16 protein-coding genes are annotated in these 19,107 nt (G+C 61.2%); 6 read left to right on the plus strand and 10 right to left on the minus strand.

Annotated features, from left to right (window positions below; genetic code table 11):
* Positions 1-1,149 carry an outer membrane protein assembly factor BamB gene (bamB, locus tag NA647_RS10040; RefSeq protein WP_256057548.1) on the plus strand — a complete coding sequence of 383 codons (1,149 nt, stop codon included), beginning with the start codon at positions 1-3 and terminating at the stop codon, positions 1,147-1,149.
* 107 nt (positions 1,150-1,256) lie between these two features.
* A complete protein-coding gene (gene der / locus NA647_RS10045) occupies positions 1,257-2,738 on the plus strand; it encodes a ribosome biogenesis GTPase Der (protein ID WP_256057549.1) in 1,482 nt (493 codons plus the stop codon).
* Positions 2,739-3,080: 342 nt separating this feature from the next.
* On the opposite strand, the gene cysE is transcribed toward der, so the two are convergent.
* A complete protein-coding gene (cysE, locus tag NA647_RS10050; protein ID WP_256057550.1) occupies positions 3,081-3,872 on the minus strand; it encodes a serine O-acetyltransferase in 792 nt (263 codons plus the stop codon).
* A 180-nt stretch (positions 3,873-4,052) separates the two neighbouring features.
* On the opposite strand from cysE, the gene NA647_RS10055 reads away from it, so the two are divergent.
* Entirely contained in the window at positions 4,053-5,201 is a 1,149-nt protein-coding gene (locus NA647_RS10055; RefSeq protein WP_256057551.1) for a pyridoxal phosphate-dependent aminotransferase, read from the plus strand.
* Entirely contained in the window at positions 5,189-5,983 is a 795-nt protein-coding gene (locus NA647_RS10060) for an amidohydrolase (protein WP_256057552.1), read from the plus strand. The genes NA647_RS10055 and NA647_RS10060 overlap by 13 nt, the downstream gene beginning before the upstream one ends.
* On the opposite strand, the gene NA647_RS10065 is transcribed toward NA647_RS10060, so the two are convergent.
* From NA647_RS10065 to leuA, 5 genes are all read right to left on the minus strand, one after another.
* Entirely contained in the window at positions 5,980-6,372 is a 393-nt protein-coding gene (locus tag NA647_RS10065) for a DUF2784 domain-containing protein (RefSeq protein WP_256057553.1), read from the minus strand. The two genes, NA647_RS10060 and NA647_RS10065, sit on opposite strands and share 4 nt — an antisense overlap.
* Before the next feature lie 236 nt (positions 6,373-6,608).
* The gene (locus NA647_RS10070; protein ID WP_256057554.1) at positions 6,609-7,340 is read right to left on the minus strand and encodes an endonuclease; all 732 of its coding nucleotides are present in this window, start codon (positions 7,338-7,340) and stop codon (positions 6,609-6,611) included.
* Between the two features lie 89 nt (positions 7,341-7,429).
* Positions 7,430-8,296: a carboxylate/amino acid/amine transporter gene (locus NA647_RS10075; protein ID WP_256057555.1), complete on the minus strand. Its 867-nt coding sequence runs from the start codon at positions 8,294-8,296 to the stop codon at positions 7,430-7,432.
* Positions 8,297-8,406: 110 nt separating this feature from the next.
* Positions 8,407-9,462 carry an NAD(P)-dependent alcohol dehydrogenase gene (locus NA647_RS10080; protein WP_256057556.1) on the minus strand — a complete coding sequence of 352 codons (1,056 nt, stop codon included), beginning with the start codon at positions 9,460-9,462 and terminating at the stop codon, positions 8,407-8,409.
* Between the two features lie 578 nt (positions 9,463-10,040).
* Positions 10,041-11,711: a 2-isopropylmalate synthase gene (gene leuA, locus NA647_RS10085; protein ID WP_256057557.1), complete on the minus strand. Its 1,671-nt coding sequence runs from the start codon at positions 11,709-11,711 to the stop codon at positions 10,041-10,043.
* Between the two features lie 294 nt (positions 11,712-12,005).
* On the opposite strand from leuA, the gene NA647_RS10090 reads away from it, so the two are divergent.
* Positions 12,006-12,398 carry a DUF2946 domain-containing protein gene (locus NA647_RS10090; RefSeq protein WP_256057558.1) on the plus strand — a complete coding sequence of 131 codons (393 nt, stop codon included), beginning with the start codon at positions 12,006-12,008 and terminating at the stop codon, positions 12,396-12,398.
* A gap of 51 nt (positions 12,399-12,449) precedes the next feature.
* Positions 12,450-14,591, plus strand: a complete 2,142-nt coding sequence (locus NA647_RS10095; RefSeq protein ID WP_256057559.1) for a TonB-dependent copper receptor — start codon at positions 12,450-12,452, stop codon at positions 14,589-14,591.
* 160 nt (positions 14,592-14,751) lie between these two features.
* Here NA647_RS10095 and NA647_RS10100 read toward each other — a convergent pair whose 3' ends face one another.
* The 4 genes from NA647_RS10100 to xseA form a co-directional block, all read right to left on the minus strand.
* Positions 14,752-16,041, minus strand: a complete 1,290-nt coding sequence (locus NA647_RS10100) for a mechanosensitive ion channel family protein (protein ID WP_256057560.1) — start codon at positions 16,039-16,041, stop codon at positions 14,752-14,754.
* Between the two features lie 110 nt (positions 16,042-16,151).
* On the minus strand, positions 16,152-16,694 hold the full coding sequence (locus NA647_RS10105; protein WP_256057561.1) for a hydrolase: 543 nt from the start codon (positions 16,692-16,694) through the stop codon (positions 16,152-16,154).
* A 24-nt stretch (positions 16,695-16,718) separates the two neighbouring features.
* Positions 16,719-17,543 carry a peptidoglycan DD-metalloendopeptidase family protein gene (locus NA647_RS10110; protein WP_256057562.1) on the minus strand — a complete coding sequence of 275 codons (825 nt, stop codon included), beginning with the start codon at positions 17,541-17,543 and terminating at the stop codon, positions 16,719-16,721.
* Between the two features lie 96 nt (positions 17,544-17,639).
* Positions 17,640-19,016, minus strand: coding sequence for an exodeoxyribonuclease VII large subunit (gene xseA / locus NA647_RS10115; RefSeq protein WP_256057563.1), 1,377 nt, complete (start codon positions 19,014-19,016; stop codon positions 17,640-17,642).
* Positions 19,017-19,107 lie beyond the last annotated feature (91 nt).

Here is a 19,107-nt window from a genome sequence, read left to right on the forward strand (position 1 = left end):
ATGCGTTGGAAGACTGCCGCACTGCTGACCCTGGCCGTCCTGACTGCCGGTTGCAGCAGCAATGACAAGAAAGAACCCGAACCCGCCGAGTTGGTCAAGTTCGATGCCGAGATCGAGCTGAGCAAGCAATGGAATCGTTCGATCGGTGAAGGCCAGGGTGAGACCTACAATCTGCTAACACCTGTCGTCTACGGTGATGAGATATTCGCCGCTGACGTCGAAGGGCTCGTCGTAGCGATGGATCGCATGACCGGCAAGGTCAACTGGAAAAGTGATCTGGAGATGCCGATATCCGGCGCGGTGGGTGCCGGTTACGGCTTGGTGCTGGTTGGCACCCTGCGTGGCGAAGTCCTGGCGCTCGATGTCTCGACCGGAGAAGAGCGTTGGCGCAGTCGGGTTAGCAGCGAGATTCTCGCCGCACCCGCCGTCAATGGTGACGTGGTGGTCGTTCAGACTCAGGATGACCGTGTCATCGCGTTGGATATCGACACCGGTGAGCAGCGTTGGAGTTACGAAAGCTCCCCGGCGGTGCTTACTCTTCGTGGTACCGGCGCTCCGCTACTGACCAATGAACTGGCCATTGCCGGGCTTTCCAGCGGCAAAGTCGTGGCGCTGGACACTCGTCGTGGTCTGCCTGTCTGGGAGCAGCGTGTCGCTATTCCGCAAGGCCGCTCCGAACTCGAGCGCGTCGTCGATATCGATGGCGGTCTGCTGCTTTCCGGCGAAACCTTGTATGTCGCCTCCTTCCAGGGACGCGTCGCTGCGCTGGATCTACAAAGCGGCCGTATTCTCTGGCAGCGCGATGCCTCCACCTCGTCCGGTGTGGCGATGGGCTACGGTAGCGTCTATCTCAGTCAGGCTGATGGCTCGGTTATCGGAATCGATGAACGTTCGACTACGGTGCTTTGGACGAACGACGAGCTCGCTCGCCGCCAGCTATCGGCGCCAACCGTGTTTTCCAGCTATGTGGTGGTCGGCGACAAGGAAGGTTATCTGCATTTCCTGAGTCAGGTCGATGGTCGCTTCGTGGCACGCACTCGCATCGATAGCAATGGCGTGCGTGCGCGGCCTGTGGTCGAGGGTGACTGGCTGTATGCCTACGGCAATGGCGGGAAGCTGGTCGCGTTGACTATTCGCCAGGCGGATTGACCGCCCGGGTCATTCGTCTGCTGTTCCGCTTGGGCGGAACGCTTAATATCCGGCCGCTGCCTTGCAGCGGCCTTCGTGTTTTCTGAAATATCGCAGTGGAGAGCCGTATGGTTCCCGTAATCGCCCTGGTGGGCCGCCCGAACGTCGGTAAATCCACCCTTTTCAATCGCCTGACCAAAAGCCGTGACGCCATCGTCGCGGAGTACGCCGGTCTGACCCGAGATCGCCAGTACGGTGAGGCCAAATGGCAGGGCCGCACCTATATCGTTATCGATACCGGTGGTCTGACCGGGGATGAAGAAGGTATCGATGCCAAGATGGCCGAACAGTCGCTGCAAGCCATGGAGGAAGCCGATGCGGTGATGTTCATGGTCGACGCGCGCGCCGGCATGACACCGGGTGATCAGATGATCGCCGAGCATCTGCGCAGGATGAATAAGCGCCACTTCCTGGTGGTGAACAAGGTCGACAGCATCGATCCGGACATCGCACGGGCCGAATTCAGCCCGTTGGGCCTCGGCGATGCGCTGCCGATCGCAGCCGCCCATGGCCGCGGTATCAGCCATATGCTGGAACAGGCGCTCGGCGCGTTTCCGAAGGACAACGCAGAAGAAACCGAAGGCGACGAGGGTGAGGGCGAGACGGTTGCCGAGGGTGAGGAGCTCAAGCGTATACCCGGGCCGAGCGAAAAGGATGGCATCAAGATCGCCATCATCGGTCGCCCCAATGTCGGCAAATCGACGCTGGTCAACCGCATGCTTGGTGAAGAGCGAGTCATCGTGTATGACCAGGCCGGCACCACCCGCGACAGCATCTATATTCCCTTCGAGCGTGGCGAGGAGAAGTACACCCTGATCGACACCGCAGGCGTGCGGCGTCGCGGCAAGATCTTCGAGGCGGTGGAGAAATTCTCCGTGGTCAAGACACTGCAGGCGATCCAGGACGCCAACGTGGTGATCTTCGTCATGGATGCGCGCGAAGGCGTGGTCGAGCATGACCTCAACCTGCTCGGCTTCGTGCTGGACAGCGGTCGGGCGCTGGTCATCGCGCTGAACAAGTGGGACGGCATGGAGCCCGGCGAGAAGGATTACGTGAAGAAGGAACTGGAGCGCCGGCTGTTCTTCGTCGAGTTCGCCGACATCCATTTCATTTCCGCCAAGCACGGTACCGGCGTTGGCAATCTGTACAAGTCGGTGCAGGCCTCGTTCACTTCTGCCGTTACGCGTTGGCCCACCAGCCACCTGACCCAGATCCTTGAAGATGCCGTGCGCGAGCATGCGCCGCCGATGGTCGCTGGCCGTCGAATCAAGCTGCGCTATGCCCACCTCGGGGGCGCCAACCCGCCGCTGATCGTGATTCACGGCAACCAGGTCGACGCGATTCCCAAGTCCTATACGCGCTATCTGGAAAATACCTATCGGCGTGTTCTGAAGCTGGTCGGCACACCGATCCGCATCGAGTACAAGGGCGGTGAAAACCCGTTCGAGGGCAAGAAAAACACTCTTACCGATCGTCAGGTAAACAAGAAGCGCCGTCTCATGTCGCACCACAAGAAGGCCGAGAAGAAGCGCCGGGACAAAAAGCGCTGAGTCCATAGGGTCGGTTGCCGTTTCGTCGCGAGCCGCGTTGCTGCGCCAAATCTCGCCAGGCCGGGCGGCGCTACGCAAGGCGTGGGACGCAGGTAATGCGCTGGGCCGGCGGCCGAGCCAAGTCCCGCAACGCCGCCTGGCGAGATTTGCCGCGCGACCCTTCGGGCCGGGCCTGTTTTTGCGCGATGCGGCGTTTCTTGACGCTCATTAGGAACGACTAAACGTCGCTTCTCGTGCGATCTCCATGATGGAGTGAATGCCGCAAGCCCGCCGGGAGCGGGCGCGGCCTTGCCTCGCACAAAAACAGGCTCCGGCGCGGCCGCCCACGAACTGGCAACAGACCTAGCCCTCGTCGAATGACTGGTCCATATTCAGGGCTGGTCGTGCGTGCCTCGGCTTGCCAACCTGGCGAGCCGGGTTGCCCACCACGGTTGTGTGGGGCGCAACGGGATGCAGTACGATGCTGCCCGCGCCGATTTTGGCGCCTTCGCCAATTTCAATATTGCCCAGGACTTTCGCGCCCGCGCCGATCAGCACTCCGCTGCGCACCTTCGGATGACGGTCGCCGCTTTCCTTGCCGGTTCCGCCCAGCGTCACGCCTTGCAGGATTGAAACGTCGTCGCCCACCTCGGCCGTTTCGCCGATGACGATTCCCGTACCGTGGTCGAGCATGATTCCGCTGCCCAGCCGGCTGGCCGGATTGATGTCGATGCCCAGACGTTCATTGCAGCGTGCCTGGATGAGCATCGCCAGCATTCGCTCATCCTGTTGATGCAGCCGATGCCCGATACGGTATGCCTGTAGGGAAAGGAATCCCTTGGAAAACAGGAGCACTTCCAGCGCGGTGTCGAAAGCAGGATCACGACTGACGATCGCCTGCAGGTCGCGCCAGGCCATTTCGCCCAGCAGCGGAGCCATTCGATGCTCGCTGGCGAAGCGGTCGAACAGCGCATTCGCTTGTTCCGACGTATCTGCCAGTGTGCGGCTGACGCGATAGGCGAGTGCGCAGCCGAAATCCGGATGATCGAGCACGACCTGCTGAACAATGCTTTCCAGGATCGGCTCCTTCCTAAGCGCCTGTTCGGCCTGGTCGCGCAGGTCGTTCCAGGAATGGCTGGCAGGTTGGATAGGCATAGCGGACTCCTTGGTGAGTATCAGCAGGCAACGGGCGCTGTGGGACTGGCGTTGCGCGCGGTCGCACCAACTGTACAGCCGAGGTTGTCGTTCTGGACACCCTCGTCTCGAGCGGCCTTGATCGGCTATGCTGTTTCCCCCTGTCGAAGCCCCGTACGGCAGGCCTGTTGGAAGCCCGTCATGCTCATCAGTAAATTGCCCAACGTCGGCACCACCATCTTCACCACCATGTCGCAGCTTGCGGCTCAGACCGGTGCGCTGAATCTGTCTCAAGGTTTCCCGGATTTCGATGGGCCCGATGCACTGCGCGAAGCGGTGGCTCGTCACGTCATGGCCGGACATAACCAGTACGCACCGATGACCGGTTTGCCGGCATTACGCGAGCAGGTGGCGTTGAAAGTCGCACGTCTGTATGGACGGCAGGTGAGCGCCGATAGCGAAGTCACCATTACGCCGGGCGCGACCCAGGCGATCTTCTGCGCTATTCACGCGGTGGTGCGCCCGGGGGACGAAGTCATCGTTTTCGATCCCTGCTACGACAGCTACGAGCCGGCAGTGGAACTGGCCGGTGGCATCTGCATTCATCAGCCGCTGAGCCTGCCGAAGTTCACCATCGATTGGCAGAAGTTGGCCGAAACGATCACGCCACGCACCCGCATGATCGTGCTGAATACGCCGCACAATCCGAGCGGCGCGCTGATCGAAGCCGCAGATCTGGACCGTCTGGCCGAGTTGATGCGCGACAGGGATATCTATCTGCTCAGCGATGAGGTCTATGAGCATCTGGTATTCGATGGCCGCGAACACGCCAGTGTGTTGCGTCACGAAGAGCTGTATCAGCGCGCGTTCGTCGTCAGTTCCTTCGGCAAGACCTACCACGTCACTGGCTGGAAGACTGGCTATGTAGTGGCGCCAGCCGCGTTGAGCGCCGAACTACGCAAGGTGCATCAATACGTCAGCTTTACCGGCGTCACGCCGCTGCAATGGGCGCTGGCCGACTTCATGGCCGCGCATCCTGATCACCTGAGTGAGCTGCCAGCCTTCTACCAGGCAAAGCGGGATCTGTTCTGCGATCTGCTGGCTGGGTCGCGGTTCAGCTTCACTCGCGCGGCGGGCACTTATTTCCAGCTGGTCGACTATTCGGCGATTCGTCCGGATCTAGACGACGTCGCCATGGCCGAGTGGCTCACGCGTGAACACGGCGTGGCGAGCATCCCGATTTCGGTTTTTTATCAGACGCCTCCAGCCCAATCGCGGCTGGTCCGCTTCTGCTTCGCCAAACGAGAGGAGACGCTGCGCCAGGCAGCCGAACGACTATGCGCGATCTGAACGACTTGCCCAATCTCGAACTGGCGCTGATCCAGACCACACTCGTCTGGCAGGACGCCAGCGCCAATCGGGCGCGTTTCGATGAGTTGCTGGAGCAGGCGCGCGGTGCCGATCTGATCGTATTGCCGGAAATGTTCACCACGGCCTTTTCGATGAATTCATCGGAGCTGGCCGAGCCGGAGGAAGGGCCGACATACACCTGGCTGCGAGAGCAGGCGGCACGTATGGACGCGGTGATCACCGGCAGTGTCATCATCGAGGCCGCGGACGGCAGTCACCGCAATCGCCTACTCTGGGCGCGACCGAACGGCGAGATATCGCATTACGACAAACGCCATCTGTTCCGCATGGCTGGCGAGCACAAGCACTACACCGCTGGCGACCAGCAGGCGCTATTCGAGCTCAATGGTTGGCGTGTGCGACCGTTGATCTGCTACGACCTGCGCTTCCCCGTGTGGAGCCGTGATCCTCACGACACCGATTTGCTGCTGTATACGGCCAACTGGCCCGCTGCGCGCCGCAATGCCTGGAATCGGCTGCTTCCGGCTCGTGCCATCGAAAATCTTTGCTACGTCGCGGCGGTGAATCGTGTTGGAAAAGACGGCAATGGCTATCCGTACAGCGGCGACAGCCAGGTGTTGGATTATCTAGGCGATCCGGTGCTGGAGGCGGGTGACTCCGAAGGCGTATTCCGTACGACATTGCGCGCACGAGATCTGGCGGTGTTCCGAGAGAAATTCCCTGCGTATCACGACGGCGACGTGTTCGAATTGAAGTTCTAGCAGCGCGGGCCCGGCGTCTTCGTGGTGCTGCGCCGCCAGCGCGCCATCAACCAGCCATAGATCAGCACATTGGCCAGCACCACCACGGAAGCCAGTAGGTATTGCACGGGTACGCTCAACCAATCCGGGTAGATCAACGGCAGCAAATAATGCTCTACGAAGCTCGCCTCATACCCGGCACTGCCCGCTAGCCGCCGCAGCAGATTCTCCCAATGGGTCAAAGGGCAGTGGCCGCCCGTCAGCTCTACGAAAATGCCCCACGCTACGGCCGGAAAATGCAGCACCAGGAAGCCGCGCTTCCAGGCGACCAGTAGGCCTCCCAACAACACGAAGATGATGAAACCCAGGTGCAGAAGCAACACTGCATCGGCGCCGAGTCGATAAAGCATGACGTTTATCCAGCCGTTTTCCGGAATTTTGAGGCACGCAGTCTGATTGTGTTGTAGAGCCGCCGTGCACGGAACCGGCAGCAGCGCACCGAGCCGAGCCGATCGAACAAGGCTAGAGAATGCGGTGCCCGCGTGGCGGCGCGCAATATGCGTGCTGTTTGCTCCAGCGAAGCATAACGCTTGCTACCGAGCTAACCGAGCTAACCGAGCTTCCGGCTAACGCACGCCGCGCTGATCTAGCCTCGTTTGCCGCCTACCGTTGCCGAGCGAGAAATCGACTTCGCGCAGCGACGTAGGTCGACGGAACCGACATAGCGATTAGCATTGCCCTGTACACACGCGACGCTGTTGTTACGCCATCGCTCCCACTCGCTCACCGGGTACTGGCGATTCCATATGTCGAAGAGGCGCCGGTCCTGTTTCGACAGGCGCAGACCGTAGCGCTCACTCATATAGAGATAGGTTCTGGCGATGGTGCCACGGCTATAGTCCGGCGGCATCGCGGTGCGTTGCTTGAAATTAACTACGAACCGGCAAGCGCCGTACTGGCTCGGCTTCTCGCTGAGCATGCCGAAGCCGTAGTTGCTGCGGTCTCCGTTGACCTCGCCGACCACCGGAACCAGATTGTGCAAATCGGCCTCGGCCTTGCTGAAAGTCGGATCGGTCGATGTGCAGCGCTTGCGTCCGCCTTGCTGCCAGCATTGACGTTGATGGCCGATCACCCAAGCGGGAACGATGTGTTCCCATTCGACGCGTGCGGCGCGCTTGGGCTGCTTGCGTGGAATGTAGCCACAGCTCGCCAGGTCGATCTGCTTGCCTTTGAAGGCGCAGCGGCAATAGAAATCCACCGGTCGCTCAGCATAGATGGTCCAGGCGATCTTCTTCGCCGCGTAGAAGGTTCGCGGCGCTTCGGCATGAACGACAGTGGATAAAAGAAGGGCAAGCAGAAGCAGGGTGTAACGACGCATGGGAATCTCGACGACTGGCTGAGAGTCGCATCCATGCGGGGCGCGTTATGTTACCTGAAATTCATAAAAAATCCATATAGAACAATAAGTTACATAGTGACACTAAGCCTGCGTCGACCCAGCCGATTGATCCAGAGAGAGGCGAGGATGATCAGCCCGCCGACGGCAAGTAGCAGCAGATTTGTCTCCGTACCCCAGATCAACAGATTCAGAACCAGCCCCACCGGTACCGCCAGATTGTTCATCACTGCCAATGTGCCGGCGTCCACCAGCGTAGCGCCCTTGTTCCAGCAGAATTGACCTAACGCCGTGGCCAGTACACCCATCCATACCAGTACTCCCCATTGGCTTGCCGTTCCAGGCATTTTTTCGGCATCGCCGAACAGCAGCCAGGCCGGCAGCACGATTACCAATGCACCGAGGAAGAAATAGCCAAAGCGCCGATAGAGCGGGACATCAGATGGATAGCGTTGCGCCAGGTGCTTATAGCCAACCTGCCCGGCGGCAAAGGTGAAATTGGCCAATTGCATCAATAGGAAACCGCCGAGAAAATCGCTGGAAATCCCGTCATAGCGGATCAGGCCCGCACCGAGTACCGCGACCGCCGCGGCCAGCAGCGCCCAAGGATTGAAGCGTCGATTGAGCGCGTCATCGATCAGCGTGACATGCAGCGGTGTGAGGACCGTGAACAGCAAAACCTCGGCCACCGTCAGGACGTTGAAGCTCAGATACAGGCACAGGTAGGTCACGCCGAACTGCAGCGCACCGACCAGCGTTACGCCTGCGATGAAGCCCGGCGCAACGCCGCGCCAACGGGTGAGCGGGAGAAACACGAGTCCGGCGATAACCACGCGGGTAAGCACCGCGAAATAACTGTCCACTTGGCCGGCCAGGTAAGCGCCGATCAGGTTGAAAGAAAACGCCCAGAGCAGGGTTACGAAGATCAGGTAAAGCATGCCGGCTCCTCAGCAGAAGGCCGGCGACCTTAGCGGCTCGGCTGCAAAGAGGGAAGACCCAGCGTGCGTTCGGTGGCTGGCGCGCTCGGGCCCGGCGCGCCAGCGTAGGCTCAGGCGGACTTGAGCGAGGCCATGTCGATGACGAAGCGGTATTTCACATCGCTCTTGAGCATGCGCTCGTAGGCTTCGTTGATGTCTTGCATGCGGATCATCTCGATGTCCGAAACGATGCTGTGCTCTGCGCAGAAATCCAGCATCTCCTGAGTCTCGGCGATACCGCCGATCAACGAGCCGGCCAGCCGGCGGCGCTTGAAGATCAGCCCGAAGACGTTTGGCGACGGGTGGGGCGATGCCGGTGCGCCCACCAGGGTCATGGTGGCATCGCGCTTGAGCAACGCCATGAAGGCATCGAGGTTGTGCGGTGCGGCCACGGTGTTGAGGATGAAGTCGAAGCTGTTCAGATGTGCAGCCATCTCGTCTTTGTTCTTCGATACCACGACTTCCGACGCACCCAGGCGCAGGGCGTCTTTCCGCTTGTCCGGCGATGTGGTGAATAGCACGACCTTCGCGCCCATCGCGTTGGCGATTTTCACCGCCATGTGGCCAAGGCCGCCGAGGCCGACCACACCCACTTTCTGGCCGGGGCCGACTTTCCACTGGCGCAGCGGTGAATAAGTGGTGATGCCGGCACAGAGCAGGGGCGCGACGGCGGCCAAGTTGGCGGTGTGGCTAATGCGCAGCATGTACTTCTCGTCCACCACGATGCTGTCCGAGTAGCCGCCGAGTGTGTTCTCGCTGCCGCCGAACGCCGAGCCGTTGTAGGTGCCGATGAAACCGTTCTCGCAGTACTGCTCAAGGCCTTCGCCGCACGACGAACAGCTGCGGCAGCTGTCGACCAGGCAGCCGACGCCGGCCAGATCACCGGCTTTGAAGCGCGATACGGCCGAGCCGACCGCGGTAACGCGGCCAACGATCTCGTGGCCTGGTACGGATGGATAAAGGGTGTTGTTCCATTCGTTGCGTGCGGTGTGCAGGTCGGAGTGGCAGACACCGCAGTAAAGGATGTCGATCTGTACGTCGTTCGGCCCGACTGCGCGGCGCGAAAACGAATGAGGGGCGAGCGGTGTGCTCGGGTCGAGGGCGGCGTAACCGATGGCGTTGCTCATGGCGGCTCCTGTGTTTGCATGTCCGGGCTGGAGGCCAAGCTTATACCGATGGCGGCGACGTCGTTTGCACGATTCTCGCGATGAATGACAGATTACTGTCGAAAGGATTTGGAAAGTAATGCTGAGATGGGGTGTCTCGGATGCTCGGCGCTATTGGGAGGCATTGGCCGGGGGTTGGTTCACTTGGTTGCCACCGCTAAGACTATTGACGCGACGCTTTGCGCAAGAGGGCTGGATGCCGGAAGGGGTGCTTTACAGTTTCGAAAGTAGGGTGGGCTTTAACCCGCCGGCAGGGGCAGGTTTTGGTGGGCTGAAGCCCACCCTACGGTGCTAGACCATGAGGCGACGCTTGACACTCCATAATCGCCCATTCGTAGGTGGGCCGAATACCGGAAGCGGGTTGCTTCACAGGTACGGTCCGTGGTCGAAAGTAGGGTGGGCTTTAGCCCACCGGCTGGAGCGGACTTTGGTGGGCTGAAGCGGAGCCACTCTGGGTGTGTCGATGCACATCCATAGCTCGGGAGTGCACATCCTCCGGAGTGGAAAGCGGCGAGCCCGTCGGGGCTCGCCGGGCAGGATCAGGCTGCCTTCGCCTCGGCCTCTCGCACCGCACGGTTCAATGCGCTGAACAGGGCACGGATGCTGGCCGTGGTGATGTTTTCGTCGATACCAATGCCGTGCAGCGGGCGCTCGCCGTCCAGGCGCACCTCAATATAGGCCGCGGCCCTAGCATGGCTGCCGGCACCGATGGCGTGCTCGTGGTAGTCCATGATCTCCAGCTTGACCGGCAGTGCCGCGACCAGTGCCTCCAGCGGGCCCTTGCCGATGCCGCGCAGGTTCAGGGTTGTGCCTTCGTTGATGACCTCCACTTCCAGCGCGCTGGTGCCGTTCTCCTCTTGCAAACGATGGCCCTTGAGCGCGTAGGGCGTGACGGCTTGCAGGTATTCGGCTTCCAGCAGTGCATAGATCTGCGCGGCGCTCATCTCCAGGCCGAGGCGGTCGGTTTCCTTCTGTACCACCTGGCTGAACTCGATCTGCATGCGCCGCGGCAGGCTGATGCCGTATTCCTGCTCGAGCAGATAAGTGATGCCGCCCTTACCGGACTGGCTGTTGACGCGGATCACCGCTTCGTAGCTGCGGCCGATATCGGCCGGGTCGATCGGCAGGTAGGGCACTTCCCACAGCTCGTCGGCCTTCTGCACGGCGAAGCCCTTGCGGATCGCATCCTGATGCGAGCCGGAGAAGGCGGTGTGTACCAGATCGCCGACGTAGGGATGGCGCGGGTGCACCGGCAACTGGTTGCATTCCTCGACCACCTTGCGCACGGCGTCGATGTCGGAGAAATCCAGCTGCGGATCGACACCCTGGGTGTACATGTTCAGCGCCACTGTCACCAGATCGACGTTGCCGGTGCGCTCGCCATTGCCGAACAGGCAGCCTTCGACGCGATCGGCGCCGGCCATCAGGCCCAGCTCGGTGGCGGCCACGCCGGTGCCACGGTCGTTGTGGGTGTGCAGGCTGATCAGCACGCTGTCGCGCTTGGCAATGCGGCGACCGAAATATTCGATCTGATCGGCATAGATATTCGGAGTGGCCGCCTCGATGGTGGCCGGCAGGTTGAGGATCAGCTTCTGCGCCGGCGTCGGCTGGAACACCTCGATAACTGCGTTACACACCTCGACGGCGAAATCGGTCTCGGTGGAGCTGAACACTTCGGGCGAGTATTCGAAGCGCCAGTTCGTTTCCGGCGCCGCAGCGGCTAAACGCTTGATGACTTGCGCCGCACTGACCGCGATGTTGACCACACCGGCCTTGTCCTGATTGAAGACAATGCGGCGGAAGCTCGGCGCTGTGGCGTTGTAGTAGTGGACAATGGCCTGCTTGGCACCTTTGAGCGATTCGAAGGTACGGGTGATCAGATCCTCGCGCGCCTGGGTCAGCACCTGGATGGTGACGTCATCGGGAATGTGCCCGCCCTCGATCAGCTCGCGGACGAAGTCAAAATCGGTCTGCGAGGCCGAGGGGAAGCCCACTTCGATTTCCTTTACGCCCACCGCGACCAGCGTCTTGAAGAACCGCATCTTCTTCGCCGCGTCCATCGGCTCGATCAGCGACTGATTACCGTCACGCAGGTCGGAGCTGAGCCAGATCGGCGCCTGGGTGATGGTCTTCGATGGCCAGGTGCGGTCAGGGATATCAATGGGGGTAAAGGCGCGATATTTTTTCGACGGATCTTTGAGCATGGTCATGGCGTTTCCTTGGGGCTCGCTCGTGGCGACAGCAGTCGGGACCGGTTTTGCCGGCTGGTTATGGTGAAAACTTAGTCCTTTCTGGTGGAGTCGTGCAACAGTTGAAAAAAAATTGGTATGAACTGCTTTGATGAATAAGTTTGTCGAGATTTACTGCTGGTAATTTCGTTCTTGCTTGCGCTTGCTTGCTCGAAACTTTTGCGGCTTCATGTCGCAGCCGCTTTGGCAAACCGAGCGTGCGATCATCAGGCACCGGTTCAGCAGAGCCAGGGCACTGTTAACAAGGATTTGCCGGTGACACGCAAACGGCTTTCGACATCGAGTATCTGGCTTGGCCTGTTCGCCATGCTGATGATCCATGTCGGCCCGTTGTACTCGGCAGTACAGGCGGCGCAAACCACCGCTGCGCCGATCGGCGAGCACCATCAGCATGCCGGCCATGAGTCCACGCCGGCACACGGTCATCACCGGCAGGCATCGGGCACTGAACCCGCCTGGTTGGCGGCGCTGGAGCTCTGCGGTTATTGCGAACTGCTGACGCTCAACCCGCCGCTGACGCTTGCCCTCGATCTGGCCTTGCCTCGGCATGAGCCTGAGCATTTTCTCTCCCTTCCCGACGCGCCGCTGATCCCGGCGCTGCGTCGCAGCAGCGGCTACGCTCGCGCTCCTCCGTATTTCCACAGCTGATGCCTGGAGCCGTGTTGCACGGCTGTATCCAAACATGAAGTGGAAATTCACATGACCCGTAATACTCATGGCCGTCAGGCCCGCGCCTGCCTGTCCTATAGCTTTTCTATCCGATCATCTCGCCTGCGTTGGCAGGCTGCCCATGCCGCTCTGCTGGGCGTGCTGGCCAGCGGCGCGCTCGCGGCCGAGCAGGGTGATCATGCTCATCACCATGGTTCCGTCGAACTTACGCCGATGGTCATCACTGGCGTCGCCCAGCAGTCGCCGCTGACGGTGGTCACCGATCCGAAGATACCGCGCCAGCCGGTGCCGGCCAGCGATGCGGCCGATTACCTCAAGACCATCCCGGGGTTCTCTGCCATTCGCAGCGGGGGCAGTAACGGCGATCCGGTGCTAAGGGGGCTATTTGGTTCTCGCCTGCTGCTGCTAACCGACGGTGGTCAGATGATCGGAGCCTGCCCTGCGCGGATGGACGCCCCAAGCTCTTACATTTCTCCGGAAACTTATGATCTGCTGACCGTGACCAAAGGCCCGCAAACGGTAATCTGGGGGCCGGGTGCGTCGGCCGGGGTGGTGCGCTTCGATCGCGAGCCCGAGAGTTTCGGTGAGCTTGGGGCGCGTCTGCAGGCCAGCGTACTGGTTGGTTCGAATGGTCGTTTTGACCGGCTGCTCGACGGTGCCGTCGGCGGTGAGCAGGGCTACCTGCGGGTAACCGGCAATAGCTCGCGTTCGGACGATTACGAAAACGGTAACGGCCTGACCATTCCCTCGCGCTGGGACAAATGGAACAGTGATGTGGCGCTGGGCTGGACGCCGGATGCTGACACCTTGATCGAACTAACTGCCGGTCGGGGTGATGGTGAGGCTCGTTATGGCGGCCGCGGTATGGATGGTTCGCAGTTCAAGCGTGAAAGCCTGGGGCTGCGCGTCGAACGCAGCAATCTCGGCGAGGTGCTCGACAAGATTGAGGCCAAGGTCTACTACAACTACGCCGACCACATCATGGACAACTTCCGCCTACGCGTACCAGACCCAACCAGCATGATGAGTGGCCCGATGGCTGCACAGGTCGACCGCCGTACCCTCGGCACTCGAGTGGCCGCCACTTGGAAGTGGGACAGCGTCGAGCTGATCACGGGTATCGATGCCCAGCGCAGCGAACACCGCCAGCGCAGCTCCACGCTGAGCATGATGGGGGATTACACCGACGCCGATCAGTATCCGTGGGATAAGGATGCGGTGATGCACAATTACGGTGTATTTGCCGAAGCCACCTGGGGCCTGGCCGAACGTGATCGGCTCATCTCCGGCGCACGTCTCGATCGCTCCTCGGCCAAGGATTTCCGGCCAAGCTTCAGCAGCATGATGGGCATGGGCATGCCGATCCCCAATCCGACCGCCGGCGAGACCCGCGCCGATACGTTGCCCAGCGGCTTCGTGCGATACGAGCATGATCTCGATGGCTCGCCGACCACCTTTTATGCCGGTATCGGCCATGTCCAGCGTTTCCCCGACTACTGGGAACTGTTCTCTGCCGGCCTCAACGGTCCTGCGGGTTCGGAAAACGCATTCGACGGCATCAAGCCGGAGAAGACCACGCAGCTCGATATCGGTATCCAATACCAGGGCGAAGCCCTGCAGGCATGGGCTTCAGCCTATGCCGGCCAGATCCGCGATTACATGCTGTTCGACTACCGTGGCATGGGCACTCGTGCCGATAACATTGATGCACGCATCATGGGCGGGGAGTTGGGCATGACCTATGCTCTCACCGGTAATTGGAAGACGGATGCCAGCCTGGCCTATGCGTGGGGCAAGAACAGCTCCGATGGTGAAGCTCTGCCACAGATGCCGCCGCTGGAAGCCAGACTGGGCCTGTCCTATCAACGTGACGACTGGAGTATGGGTGCGTTATGGCGCCTGGTCGATGACCAGAGCCGCATCGCCGAAGGCCGCGGCAATGTGGTGGGGCAGGATCTGAACGATAGTGCCGGGTTTGGCGTGTTCTCGCTCAACGGTGCCTATCAGGTAACCAAACAGGTCAAGCTCAGTTCCGGTGTCGACAATCTGTTCGACAAGAACTACACCGAGCATCTCAACTTGGCCGGCGATGCCGGTTTTGGTTTCCCTGCCGACGAGCGCATCAACGAGCCCGGCCGCACTTATTGGGCGCGGGTCGATATGAGCTTCTAATAAAAAACTGCGGTAGCAGGGGCGAGGGGTACCTCGCTCCGGACGTAGGTTCGCACTGAGGTGCGCGATACAGGGCAGCCCGCGGCGCTGGCATCAGGGTGAAGCAATGGACCATGCCAAAGGCCACCCATGTGCTTCGTGACTCAGCGCTAACCTACAATTAACTTGTCACTTCGGCCGGAGGCTCTTCCGGCTGCTGCAGCGCCGGTGCGCCACGCTGCGTCAACGACTCGCTCCATCCCCGCATGTCCGCTCCGCTCGGATGCTGGAACACCCGCAGGCCGAATTCCGGCAGGATCGATAGCAAGTGGTCGAAAATGTCCGACTGAATCGCCTCGTAAGGCACCCAGCTCACGGTGTTGGTGAAGCAGTAGATCTCTAGCGGTAACCCATCGGCCGTGGGTGACATCTGACGCACGATGAATGTCATGTTCTGATGAATGCCGGGGTGGCTGCGTACATAACGTTCGACGTAGGCGCGGAAGGTGCCGATGTTAGTGATGCGCCGGGTATTCACCGGCTCCTGCCCACGCTCGGCCAGTTTGGTATTCCAGGCATCGATATCGCGCTGCTTCTCGGCCAGATAATCTTCCAGCAAGCTGAAACGATGCAGGTGTTTGCATTCCTTTTCGCTGAGAAAGTGCACGCTTTGCTGGTCAAGGAAGAGGCTGCGTTTGATCCGGCGGCCGCCACTTTCCTGCATGCCGCGCCAGTTCTTGAATGAATCGGAAATGAAGCGCTTGGTCGGGATGCTCGTGATGGTCTTGTCCCAGTTCTGCACCTTGACCGTGTGCAGGGCAATGTCGATCACGTCGCCATCGGCGTTCAGCTGCGGCATTTCGATCCAGTCGCCGACGCGGATCAGGTCGTTGGAGGTGATCTGCACGCTGGCCACCAGAGACAGCAGGGTGTCCTGGAAGATCAACATCAGCACCGCCGCCATGGCACCGAGACCGGACAGCAGGATCAGCGGCGAGCGATCGATCAGGGTGGCGATGATCAGGATGGTGGCGATGGCGTAGAGCACGATCTTGACCACTTGCAAGTAGCCCTTGATCGGGTGCAGATGGGCGTCGGAGCGGCGCTGGTAGAGCAGGTTGATGATGTCCATCACCGCGCCCAGAGCGAGGGCGATGGTCAGCACGATAAAACCGCCACAGACGTTGCGCACCACGGTCACTGCGGCTTCCGGAAGCCCCGGCACGGCATTGATACCGACCGACAGCACCAGTGCCGGGACGATATTGGACAGCCGTTTGATGATGCCGAAATCCTGCAATTCGGCATCGCGCGCATGGCGCAGCAGACCATAGAGCCCACGCACCAGGATGCGCTTGACGATCCAGTTGGACAGCCAGGCGGCAAAGATCAGCGCGGCACAGGCGACCAGCGTTTGCAGTTCGGGGTGGGCTCTGCGCCAGTCCAGCCAGCCGGCAAACTCGTCAGTCATTCAATACTCCATCGGTACTTGATACAGCGGGACGTGCTGCAAGGAGGCGGACCTTAACAAAATCCGCCAGTGCAGTCCCGGCAGTGGATGGGTACGAACTGCCGTTCGGCTCAGCGAATGAATTCACGGCTGATGGACTTGAACAGGTCGGTGCCGGCGCGCTCCATCCATTCGAAGGCAACCATCTCACGCGAGACAATCTGCGCACCGGCCTGGCGCATGCGCTGCAACGCCAGCTCCTTGTCGGAGGCGCGGCGCGAGCTGACCGCTTCCTCGACCACGAACACCTGGCAGCCGTGTTCCAACAGGTCGAGCACGGTCTGCATGACGCAGACATGGGTTTCGCAGCCGCAGATCACGAACTGCTTGCGATCCCCGCCGGGACGCTTGAACAGTTCGCCGTCGGCAGCCGAGGAGAATTCCATCTTTTCCAGAATGGAGTCGGCGTCCACGCCTTCGCGAAGTACGGCTGCGGTCGGCCCCAGCCCCTTGCTGTACTGCTCGGTGATCAGAGCGGGCACGCCGACCCGCCGCGCGATCTGCTGCAGCCAGGCGGTGTTCTCGATCATGGCGGCGCTGTCGAGGATGGCCGGCAGCAGGCGCTCCTGGATGTCGATGATCAGCAGGGTGGATTCCGTGGCTTTGATACGCATGTCGGTAGATCCTTTTATTGTGGTTCAGGGTTTGAATGCGCCGATGAAAATCGACGGATCGACACGTGTGTCGTTTAGGCTGACGTTCCAGTGCAAATGCGGCCCGGTGGCCCGGCCGGTGGCGCCGACCTTGCCCAGTATTTCGCCGCGACCGAGCGGGTCGCCGACCTTCACCCCGATCTCGGACAGGTGGCAGAACATGCTGATCAGCCCCTGGCCATGATCGACGAAGACCGTCTTGCCATTGAAAAAATAGTCACCAGTGAGGATCACTTTGCCGGCCGCCGGTGCCTTGATCGGCGTACCGGTTCTGGCTGCGAAATCCAGCCCGGAATGCGGGTTGCGCTCCTCGCCATTGAAGAAGCGGCGCAGGCCGAACGGCGACGACAACGGGCCATCGACGGGCTTGTCGAACAATAGGTTGCTGGGCTGGTTGGGGCTGAACTGGCGGTAAGCCTCGGTCTGCTCGGCCAGTTCCCGCTCGATGCGCTTGAGGTCCTCGGGGTTCGGATTGACCTGGCGCTGGTTCTTTAGAGTGATGTGCTGGGCGCGGTATTCGCGGTGCTCGACCTTAAAGCTGCTCGGGCTGCCATTGACTTCCACTTGCTGCGTTCCGGGTTTGATCGTGAGCGGGATGCCGAGAATGGCAATCCAACGCTGGCCGTCCTCCCTGATCACCAATGCCGGTTTGTCCTGGTAGCGCACCTGCGGCACAGTGGGGGTGTCGCCCAGTGCGATTACAGCCACACCGCCTGGCACGGGCTTGTTCAACAGGCGGGTGATGAAGCCCTCGGCGTGGGCGGGAAGTGTCAGGGCGAGTGAAAGCAGTAGGGCAACGACGCGAGGCATGAGCGGTTCCGCTTGAAAAGAATGGCTCATCCTCGCGTAAACACCTGACGAGGGAAAGCCCAGTGGCTGCTCATGGCTCAGCTGCTAGACGCTCGTTCAAAGCAGGGGCAGCGTAACCGGTTCGAGGTGGTTGTCTTCCACTCGTACATCCAGCTCGCCTTCACCCAGTCGGGCCTTGAGGCGCTGACCGGGCTGTGTCTGGTCAGCGCGGCGGACGGCATGGCCGTGTTCGTCCAGCAGAATGCTGTAGCCGCGCGACAGGGTTGCCAGCGGGCTGACGATATTGAGTGTCTGCGCCAGACTTTTCAGCTGCTGGCGTTGGTTTCTTAGCGATTCCTGCATGGCGCGGGGCATGCGCTCGGACAGATGCGCCAGACGCTGGCGCAACAGCTCTAACGTGCGTCCCGGATGCTGTGCGGCCAGGCGCGTGTCGAGCCGAGCCAGACGCTCCTGACCCGCGCAGAGACGACGGTCGATGCCGCGCAGCAAGCGCTGTTCGAGGTCGTCGATGCGCTGGGCTTGCTGTTGCAGGCGTTCGCCGGGATGGCGCAAACGCTTGGTCAGGTTCTCGAGCCGTGAACTGTCGCGGTGAAGCCGGTCCTGCATGCGCAGCAACAGGCGCTGGCGCAGGCTTGTCAGGCGCTGGGAAATATCCGTGCTGCTGGGCGCCAGCAATTCGGCCGCGGCAGAAGGCGTCGGTGCGCGCACATCGGCGACGAAGTCGGCGATGGAGACGTCGGTCTCGTGGCCGACGGCGCTGACGATCGGCGTCTGACAGGCGGCCACGGCGCGGGCGATGACTTCTTCGTTGAAGCACCAGAGATCTTCCAGCGAGCCGCCACCGCGGGCCAGAATCAGCGCATCGAAACCGCCGCGATCGGCCAGCTCTAGGGCGCGCACGATTTGCGGCGTCGCCTCGCGACCCTGAACGGCAGTCGGCACCAGCGTCAGCGCCACATGAGGTGCGCGGCGGCGAAACACCGAAATGATGTCGCGAATCACCGCGCCAGTCGGCGAGCTGACGATGCCGATGCGCTGCGGATGGGCGGGGAGGGCGCGTTTGCTGCCAGCGTCGAACAGCCCTTCGGCGGCCAGTTTCTCCTTCAGCGCCTCGAAGGCCAGGCGCAGGGCGCCATCGCCGGCCGGCTCCAGCGAGTCGAGAATCAGCTGATAATCGCCACGGCCTTCGAACAGCGACACCTTGCCGCGCACCTTGACCGCTAGGCCGTCGCGCAGCGCCTGGCGCACCCGCAGGGCGTTCTGGCGGAACAGCGCGCAGCGCACCTGGGCGTTCTTGTCCTTGAGGGTGAAATAGATGTGGCCGGAGGCGGGCCGGGCAAGATTGGAAATCTCACCTTCGACCCAGACCTGGGCGAACACGTCTTCCAGCAACAGCCGGGCACGGCCGTTGAGCTGGCTGACGGTGAGGACCTCGCGGTCGAGATTCAGACGCTGGAAGGGATCTTTGAGCATGGCGGCGATGATACGGGAAAAGGCCGCAAAGAGTGCTGAAGGCCAAAAGGTTGGGCGGAGGGCGTGGCTCCGGCTCCGACCGGGCGCGATT

Source organism: Stutzerimonas stutzeri, assembly GCF_024448985.1.
Lineage (GTDB): Bacteria > Pseudomonadota > Gammaproteobacteria > Pseudomonadales > Pseudomonadaceae > Stutzerimonas > Stutzerimonas stutzeri_AP.

Bases quoted from the DNA above. Each gene is read 5' to 3' on its own strand.
- bamB (WP_256057548.1), top strand. From the start codon at position 1: ATGCGTTGGAAGACTGCCGCACTGCTGACCCTGGCCGTCCTGACTGCC.
- der (WP_256057549.1), top strand. From the start codon at position 1,257: ATGGTTCCCGTAATCGCCCTGGTGGGCCGCCCGAACGTCGGTAAATCC.
- cysE (WP_256057550.1), bottom strand. From the start codon at position 3,872: ATGCCTATCCAACCTGCCAGCCATTCCTGGAACGACCTGCGCGACCAG.
- NA647_RS10055 (WP_256057551.1), top strand. From the start codon at position 4,053: ATGCTCATCAGTAAATTGCCCAACGTCGGCACCACCATCTTCACCACC.
- NA647_RS10060 (WP_256057552.1), top strand. From the start codon at position 5,189: ATGCGCGATCTGAACGACTTGCCCAATCTCGAACTGGCGCTGATCCAG.
- NA647_RS10065 (WP_256057553.1), bottom strand. From the start codon at position 6,372: ATGCTTTATCGACTCGGCGCCGATGCAGTGTTGCTTCTGCACCTGGGT.
- NA647_RS10070 (WP_256057554.1), bottom strand. From the start codon at position 7,340: ATGCGTCGTTACACCCTGCTTCTGCTTGCCCTTCTTTTATCCACTGTC.
- NA647_RS10075 (WP_256057555.1), bottom strand. From the start codon at position 8,296: ATGCTTTACCTGATCTTCGTAACCCTGCTCTGGGCGTTTTCTTTCAAC.
- NA647_RS10080 (WP_256057556.1), bottom strand. From the start codon at position 9,462: ATGAGCAACGCCATCGGTTACGCCGCCCTCGACCCGAGCACACCGCTC.
- leuA (WP_256057557.1), bottom strand. From the start codon at position 11,711: ATGACCATGCTCAAAGATCCGTCGAAAAAATATCGCGCCTTTACCCCC.
- NA647_RS10095 (WP_256057559.1), top strand. From the start codon at position 12,450: ATGACCCGTAATACTCATGGCCGTCAGGCCCGCGCCTGCCTGTCCTAT.
- NA647_RS10100 (WP_256057560.1), bottom strand. From the start codon at position 16,041: ATGACTGACGAGTTTGCCGGCTGGCTGGACTGGCGCAGAGCCCACCCC.
- NA647_RS10105 (WP_256057561.1), bottom strand. From the start codon at position 16,694: ATGCGTATCAAAGCCACGGAATCCACCCTGCTGATCATCGACATCCAG.
- NA647_RS10110 (WP_256057562.1), bottom strand. From the start codon at position 17,543: ATGCCTCGCGTCGTTGCCCTACTGCTTTCACTCGCCCTGACACTTCCC.
- xseA (WP_256057563.1), bottom strand. From the start codon at position 19,016: ATGCTCAAAGATCCCTTCCAGCGTCTGAATCTCGACCGCGAGGTCCTC.